This window comes from Nostoc sp. C057, assembly GCF_013393925.1.
Classification (GTDB): domain Bacteria; phylum Cyanobacteriota; class Cyanobacteriia; order Cyanobacteriales; family Nostocaceae; genus Nostoc; species Nostoc muscorum_A.
In genome coordinates this window covers 317,751-324,833 of record NZ_CP040289.1, presented here as the reverse complement: position 1 = coordinate 324,833, position 7,083 = coordinate 317,751, and the positions used below count along the sequence as shown (strand labels likewise).

Genomic DNA, 7,083 nt, shown 5'->3' with positions numbered 1-7,083 from the left:
ATCGCAATACTGGGAATGAGGCTGCGACAACTTGCAGATATTCGTTGCTCGGTAACTGCTCCACAAATATGCTCCGACTTGTATCAAAAAAATTATAATCGCTACACCACGCAGCAACCATATCTGTTTTTTGCTCAACCAGTTGTCTAACATCAGCTCTGTTCTCTTTTCGGTAGGTAGTTGAATTGATCGCAAACAGATTATGGGGTATAGGTTCCACTGTTTCAGGTTCCACTGTTTCAGCCTCCACTGTTTCAGCCTCCACTGTTTCAGATTCCACTGTTTCAGCCTCCACTGTTTCAGACTCCACTATTTCAGACTCCACTATTTCAGACTCCACTATTTCAGACTCCACTATTTCAGACTCCACTGTTTCAGACTGTTCCCGGCTCTATCCATACTTCCGCCCAAGAGGGGCTTTGGCCCTGACTGTCTTATCGGTATATAAGAATAGATTTGAAAGCTTGAATCCTACCAAAATCGTTAATCGATAAGCTTAAATATACTGATTAGCCAGCCAGGGAGTACAGTTAGTCTTGTGTGACTTCATCTTGAAATAGGTTAACTATACTTGCCCCTCAAGAATTTGAGCCAATTCACGACGGCTGCGATTTGCTTCTGACCAAAAAGCTACACCAAATATAATCAGCATCAATATAGGCATTCCTACAAATAGTGCAACCATATAATTAGGCATAGCCCCTGTCAACGCTATAGGAATGACTGCACCATACCAGAGTAAAAACCAGAATCCTAAAAATGCCATCACAAAAGGATGTATCCTCATTTGTACATGAATCAAGGTTTGGTGAGATTCTACTTCAAAGCGTCCTCGAATCACTGGTAAAAACGAGTTACGATAGTGAATTATGCGACTGATTTGAAACCCTGATTCCGAAATGGTTCCTTGATAAGGGAGGTGTTTCTTAGAGAATCTAAATACTTTTGTCGGTTCAACTTGTGCATTCAGCCGTTGCAGAACTATAGGCAGGGCATCAGGTGTCAAAATCGTAAAGCTATCGTCGGGTAATACTTTCATCTTGATTGAGGTTACTGACTAAGAATAAAACCTCGATAATTTGTAATATGAATCCTCTTAGTTTATTCAGCACAGGGTCTTGTTTTAAGTTTTCCCTGAACAGTAGCTTTTCTAACACAAAAGGAATCTTCACGCCAGATTTCCTACCAACGCCCCACATCAGCAGAACTTTCGGCAGTAAGAGAGAAAATCGATTGGCTACGCTTTGCTTTGAGAGCGATGTCTACGACGGGCTGTCCGGTGTCGCTTGATTAAACGCCTTTGCGGAACATGATAGCCATCCCACAATGAAGACTTACCCAATAGCCGAAAATAGCGTAAAAAAGAAATTTATAAGAGGTCAATGCTTTCGCTATTTGGAGCGGCTCAAGAAGAACGTCCAATGAGCCATCAAAGAGACTTACGTAAGCGTTCCAAGCTCGAACATTAAAACCGAACCTGCGTGTATCGCCATATCTGCGATTATAGAAATCTACAAGCTCCCATCCCTGACTAGTGCCTAAAAATTCGAGGATTTCATGCGTGTATATATGAAGGTGGTACGGGACATGCACAGGGTTATAATGATCGGGTAAGTTGGGTCGGTTTAGGTCAATATTAGCAGCGTTAGGTGTAGTGATTAAAATATAACCCTTAGAAGACAACAGGCTGTTTAACTGGCTTAATAATGCATTAGGGTCTTCAACGTGTTCAATGACCTCATGAAGCAAAATGTAATCAAATTGCCCATGCCCAAGAACTACCGGATTGCCGAAGCTATCCTTTGATGCATAAGGATCATAACCGTAAGAGTTGGTAAAGCCGCGTTCCCGAAAATATTGTACAAACAGACCGTTGCCACCACAGCCATAATCGAGCAAAGAGTGAGTTTTAGAAAACCCATGTTTAGTCAACTGACGATATACATTGCTACACAAAGATCGATATCCCTGTGTTAATTTAGCTTGAGAAAGAGGGTATTTTGCATAGTAATGGTCGAGATCCACCGTATCTAGACAATGAATCGTCTTACAGTGCGGACATCTCCAAACCTTAAACTTTTCGCCTATAAAGGCTCTAACAGAATGGCACTAAGTTAAGCTGAAAAGTATGCAGCGTAAAGATTGCAGATGGGAAGGGAGGCAAGGGTGCAGAGGGGAATTTTTAAATATCCGTTCGTATACCTAAAACTTCTTCTTTCTCCCCTGCTCCTCTGCTCCTCTGCACCCCTGCTGCCTCAACGATTTTCCCTTTTCTTAGTGCCATTCGGCTCTAACATTACAAGGGAACGTAAAAAATGCAGATTTATCATTTGCATCAAGATGATAATGACAAATCACGCATTCAAGGCGTTGCTTGTTTGTATTAACTTGTTTCGGTTGCAATTGCATGAGAATTTATCTAAACCTCATCCAGCTTGAAAACTGGAGTTTTCTAGAAAACATATTACTGTGAATTTCAAAATTTTTGACCAAGCTTTTACAGTGCTGCAACCTAATGGTGTACTTGCAATACCAAAGTCTCACAGGGCAACTGAAATTATTCACTGCGCTGAGTGTTCCAAACCTGGATAACATCGTAATGACGCAATAGAATAATCAAATTAATTGCGTCTACCAAAAATTCTTTTCAATAGGCTCTGAACCAATCAGAAAATCAAAATTACCTTCCCCCCTACTTCTCTTCAATGTTTCCATGATTTTTTTCGGGTTATCGTGGGGGCCATTCACATAAAATGGTTTCCCGTCACGACCACATTCAATACGTATACTCCCATCCCATTCTCCGATGTGCGAACGCGATTTAGAAAAGTCTTTGTGTGGTTGAAACCCTAAGCTTTCTGCATATTCGCAAGCACTAAATATCATCCCTTGGGCAACTTCAAGGGGAACTTCTTGCGGTTTTCCGGGAAATGGCTCGAATAGTGATTCTGTAAATTCTTTAAATTTTATCCTGTCTACTGTACGTGGTGATATGGTATCTTTAACGCCCAAGCACCATATATCTAAAAGGTAGCTACAGACCGTGATTTGATTGTATCGAGCAGCTCTTGCAATAACTACTAATCCTAAACCGCGATCGATATCGTCATTGTTTTTTACAGGTAGGATTTTTGCCAGCAGATTTTTGATGCTGTTTTCTGGTGGGATTTTTGGTAACAATTGGATAAGACTCTCGCTTGCTAAACACTGATATACAGGGTCTAGCTCTCCTTTTGTCAATCTATCTAATGTGGTTTGCTGTGCTTGATTTTGAATCGCTGCATTGACATCTGACACTTTAATACCCAATTTTCGGGCTATTTGTTTGGGTGTTAAATTCAATGCCCGTAATTCCATTATTTCTTGTTGTTGCGTTCCTGTCATAAATTACTACTTTCTACAAACAACCGGGAGCAGAAATATTAAACCACAGCAAGATTATATTAGTTTAATCTAGAACAGCAAAATTAACTGGAGAGGTGAGACTAAAGGCTTAATTACGTATGCCTCTTAGAAAATATCAAATAGAGTATACTATACTTCCAACCTACCTCTAGCAAGTTTTACCGCTCTAGGGTGTTTTTGGGGTGCTGATGGTTCTAGCTGTTGATAGGTTACTGTCACTTCTATTTCTTTGTCCCTTATCCCCACAGGAATTTCTAAATTTAAGATCCCATTAGACCCTACGTGAGAACGCAATTTGATACTTTGCATTACTGTTTTCTCCTACTTGCCATTCATTGGAATTATTTAGCACATCATTCAGTTAAGGGCGAGACAGATAAGTTTGCATCAATCTCAATCAAAGTAACTTTGGCATTTTCAACTACGGTATTTCCCAGCAGCGTGTCCTGCATTGCTTCAAATTTAGACTCTGCTATCCCAATCCGTTCATAATGTAAAATCACGTGATAATGCTTTTGTATTACTTCTCCTGACTCAGAACGCTCTACTGCAAGCCAATCTTGGTTTTGGCTCTCTTCGGCAATCTGACGATATTTACTGGCTAACTGCTCTAATGCAATAGCTATAGCGTGTTCTTTGGTTTGACCACAGCAACGAATTTCATCTGTGGACTGGTCAACAGAAGATGATAATTGACAAACATACTGGTCATTATCGCTACCATGCACGTTAATTGTAATTGTTCCGGTGATTGAAGTCATGCTCAGGTTACATCAACACTATATAAATTAGTAATGCCAGCTTCAAGATTATTCGTTTTTTGCATAAAGCACGAAACTTGAGGTGAATAATATTATCAAACGGTATTTACTTAAGATGAAGAAATTGTTGACCGTAGAGCAGCATTCAAGACTGGGCAAGGAAGTTCTACGAGATTGTAATCTTGCATCCATAACAGACCAACAAGTTGAGGAATTGAAGCAATCTCTCTGGGAACACGGGGTTATTGTTGTCACAAAGCAAAAACTGACGGCATCCCAGTTGAAAGACTTTGCCATCCAGACGTTTGGTGACTCAACCCTCGGTCGTCGCCCCAAGCCTCTAGATCCCGAAATCGCTCCAGACTTACAGAGTCCTGGAGTCTCCATTTTAGGTAATCCCAAGGGGCTTTCTGATGAGGTGGTCGGCAAAGTTGCTTGGCAATGGCATCACGATAAAGACCATCTCCCTAAAACACAGGGACTGGATATGAATGCCCTCTATGTCGTGATGCTTTATGGGGTGTCCATCCCGGACGAAGGAACGGATGGACAGCCCCACACCACTCTCTTTCTCGACATGGGGGAAGCCTACCACAATCTCGCTCCCCAACATCAGCAGCAATTAAAACTACTGTCGATGTATCACCTGTCACCTATCTCCCCACAGCCAGGGGTAGAGATTCCTCGGAAATTACATCCAATTGTCTCAACTCACAAAGTAACTGGGCGCTATTGTTTATATTTGGGTTCTGACACTTCGATTCTCAAAGGTCTAGAAAACGAACCAGAAGCTGCTAAACACTATTGGCAGGAGTTGTTTCAGGAGATTCTGGACTGTACACCTGTTTATGCCCATATTTGGCAACCTGGAGATATTGTGTTTTGGGATAACTCCCAAGTTATGCATACAGGTATGCCCTACAATCCAAACAAATATAAGCGGATTGCTCTCCGTGTTGCTGTTATGGCCAATAGCTGAAGTTGGAGACAATTGCGGGGTTTGGCGGGGTCAACAAAAGAATTCTAGCCCTCAATTAATCCCGGTATTGTCTCCCCTTGCGGGGTAATTAGTTTATGCTATCAAGTCCAAATTCTACCAAGTAGAATCCCTTGAATCCCACAATTAATCACTTACAGCATTGTTGACAGATGGCGTGTTAGAAACGGATGGTGCGCGAGATTTTACCCAACGGACAACAGAAAGTCTTTTACAGTGATGATTGCTGGAAATAGAATTATCACTCAGTTGGGGAAAATCGGTAATTCAATCTCAAGCGATCGCGATGCCTACGGCGGGCTACGCCTACGCACTTTGGCCCAATAGCTGCTGAAGATTGCACTCAGAATTTATCGGGAGAAGCTGATGAACAACCAACCGAATCACAAAGACCTTAGCCCACAAGAAACGCCATGTCCTATCTGCGGTTCACAAAATTTTGTTTGGGGTCGTACCGTTGGAGAATCAGTAAGTCAGTGGGTGTATTTCCGTACTGATGGGGCTGGGTGGGGGGAAGGCGAAAAGCTGCGGACACGGAAATGTAGAGATTGTAACAATGTTCAGTTATTTACGTATGATTAGCTGTCAAGACAAACGAAACTAGCCTTGAAGCTAAAACCAGCACTCCAGTTAAAATTTGTCGCAGATTTCAAGTAGGCGCAGAACCACCAAGAGCATTTCTGCAAACATCAGCAGTTTCTGTGCCAAAACCACCAGCTTGAGCATGACGGAGTAGCGATTGTACTATCGGCATCGCAATACTCATGCCAAATAAGGCATTGAAACCTGCGATAACGACTGGTGCAGATAATACAACTGTAAATTCTGGAAATAAGGCTAATACAGCTACTAAGATCAGAAAAACAATCGGTGTCGCAATACCTGCTGCTTTTGCAGCTTCTACAATTAAATTTTTATACTCTTCAACAGTAATGTCGCCCCGATAAAGATCCAAGGAGTATGAAATCGCTGTGACTATAACTTGGGTAAGAATAGCGGTTCCTGTAGCAGTGATCCCCAACTTAGCAATTGTTCCTGAATTGCTGACAATAGAATCTACGGCATTGTAAACCCGAACATAAAACTGCTCCCCAACAGTCATAACTTCGGCTCCGCGACGGAGATTATCAGCGCCCACTTCCCACAGGATGTTGTCAGCACCGTTTGAGCCACCTTGAGAGCGTGGAATGATATGGCTCCCATGTTTATCGCTCAAGAATTCACGGATAGTCCGTTCGTTAGCTCCTAGCTTTGATGTACCAGGAATTTTCTCAAACAGCTTCATGACATCTGTATCAGAGCGAGGTAAATCCCCAGTTCTCAGACCAGCACGATACCTGAATCTATTGGCAATCTTGGGCATTTCTACGGCTAATTCCGCCGCAGTCGAAGGCAGCTTTTGCAATGCTTCAGCTATGGACAGACTCGAAGTACTCACACCAATAGCAGTTGTTTCAAATGCTTTACTGATATTTTGTACAGCTTGAAAACCCTGCTGTGCTGTTGCAGGTAGATTAGTAACTACATTAATACTTGAGGTAGTAATCTCTACAGTAGTATTTTTGATTCCATCAACTACTTCTTCTATCCCTTTCGCGGTATTATTTGCTGCTTCTTGCGCTTTATCTTTGAGCGTATCCGCCAAATTTCGTGCTTGGTTGATGAAATCCATGTTTTAGTAAACTGTTGTTTTGATAATTTAGTATTTAGTTCAGCTTCTCCCCTCAAAGCTAAGAACCACATCAGCATTAATCATGAACTTCCAGAGGGATATTTAAAGAGATAGTAAGGAATTTATAAATTTAGGTTGTGCTAGCTTAGAAATTGAACTATGGAGCTAGTTTAGCTGTTTTATTAACTATTTAGGTATATTTTTTATTGATACAGCAATCAGCATTATATGAGCCAGTTTTTAGCTTT

At 41.6% G+C, this 7,083-nt stretch carries 9 protein-coding genes; 2 read left to right on the top strand and 7 right to left on the bottom strand.

The genetic code is table 11. The annotated features are described in order from the left end of the window. The 6 genes from FD724_RS37785 to FD724_RS37760 all read right to left on the bottom strand — a co-directional run. The coding region (locus FD724_RS37785) for a hypothetical protein (RefSeq protein WP_218651561.1) at positions 1-325 on the bottom strand (325 nt) is incomplete at its 3' end. A gap of 240 nt (positions 326-565) precedes the next feature. Next, positions 566-1,039: a hypothetical protein gene (locus FD724_RS37780; RefSeq protein ID WP_179076711.1), complete on the bottom strand. Its 474-nt coding sequence runs from the start codon at positions 1,037-1,039 to the stop codon at positions 566-568. 251 nt (positions 1,040-1,290) lie between these two features. Beyond that, complete coding sequence (locus tag FD724_RS37775) at positions 1,291-2,025, bottom strand: bifunctional 2-polyprenyl-6-hydroxyphenol methylase/3-demethylubiquinol 3-O-methyltransferase UbiG (protein ID WP_256874764.1); 735 nt, start codon at positions 2,023-2,025, stop codon at positions 1,291-1,293. A 606-nt stretch (positions 2,026-2,631) separates the two neighbouring features. Next, complete coding sequence (locus FD724_RS37770; protein WP_179076710.1) at positions 2,632-3,384, bottom strand: DNA-binding response regulator; 753 nt, start codon at positions 3,382-3,384, stop codon at positions 2,632-2,634. Between the two features lie 150 nt (positions 3,385-3,534). After that, positions 3,535-3,714: a hypothetical protein gene (locus tag FD724_RS37765; protein ID WP_179076709.1), complete on the bottom strand. Its 180-nt coding sequence runs from the start codon at positions 3,712-3,714 to the stop codon at positions 3,535-3,537. 44 nt (positions 3,715-3,758) lie between these two features. Further along, a complete protein-coding gene (locus FD724_RS37760; protein WP_179076708.1) occupies positions 3,759-4,166 on the bottom strand; it encodes a hypothetical protein in 408 nt (135 codons plus the stop codon). Between the two features lie 115 nt (positions 4,167-4,281). On the opposite strand from FD724_RS37760, the gene FD724_RS37755 reads away from it, so the two are divergent. Both FD724_RS37755 and FD724_RS37750 read left to right on the top strand, forming a co-directional pair. Next, positions 4,282-5,145 carry a TauD/TfdA family dioxygenase gene (locus FD724_RS37755; protein ID WP_179076738.1) on the top strand — a complete coding sequence of 288 codons (864 nt, stop codon included), beginning with the start codon at positions 4,282-4,284 and terminating at the stop codon, positions 5,143-5,145. A 384-nt stretch (positions 5,146-5,529) separates the two neighbouring features. Then, positions 5,530-5,745, top strand: coding sequence for a hypothetical protein (locus FD724_RS37750; protein WP_179076707.1), 216 nt, complete (start codon positions 5,530-5,532; stop codon positions 5,743-5,745). Positions 5,746-5,812: 67 nt separating this feature from the next. Here the strand turns inward: FD724_RS37750 and FD724_RS37745 are convergent, their stop codons facing one another. Beyond that, on the bottom strand, positions 5,813-6,835 hold the full coding sequence (locus FD724_RS37745; protein WP_179076706.1) for an HNH endonuclease: 1,023 nt from the start codon (positions 6,833-6,835) through the stop codon (positions 5,813-5,815). Between the last annotated feature and the right edge of the window lie 248 nt (positions 6,836-7,083).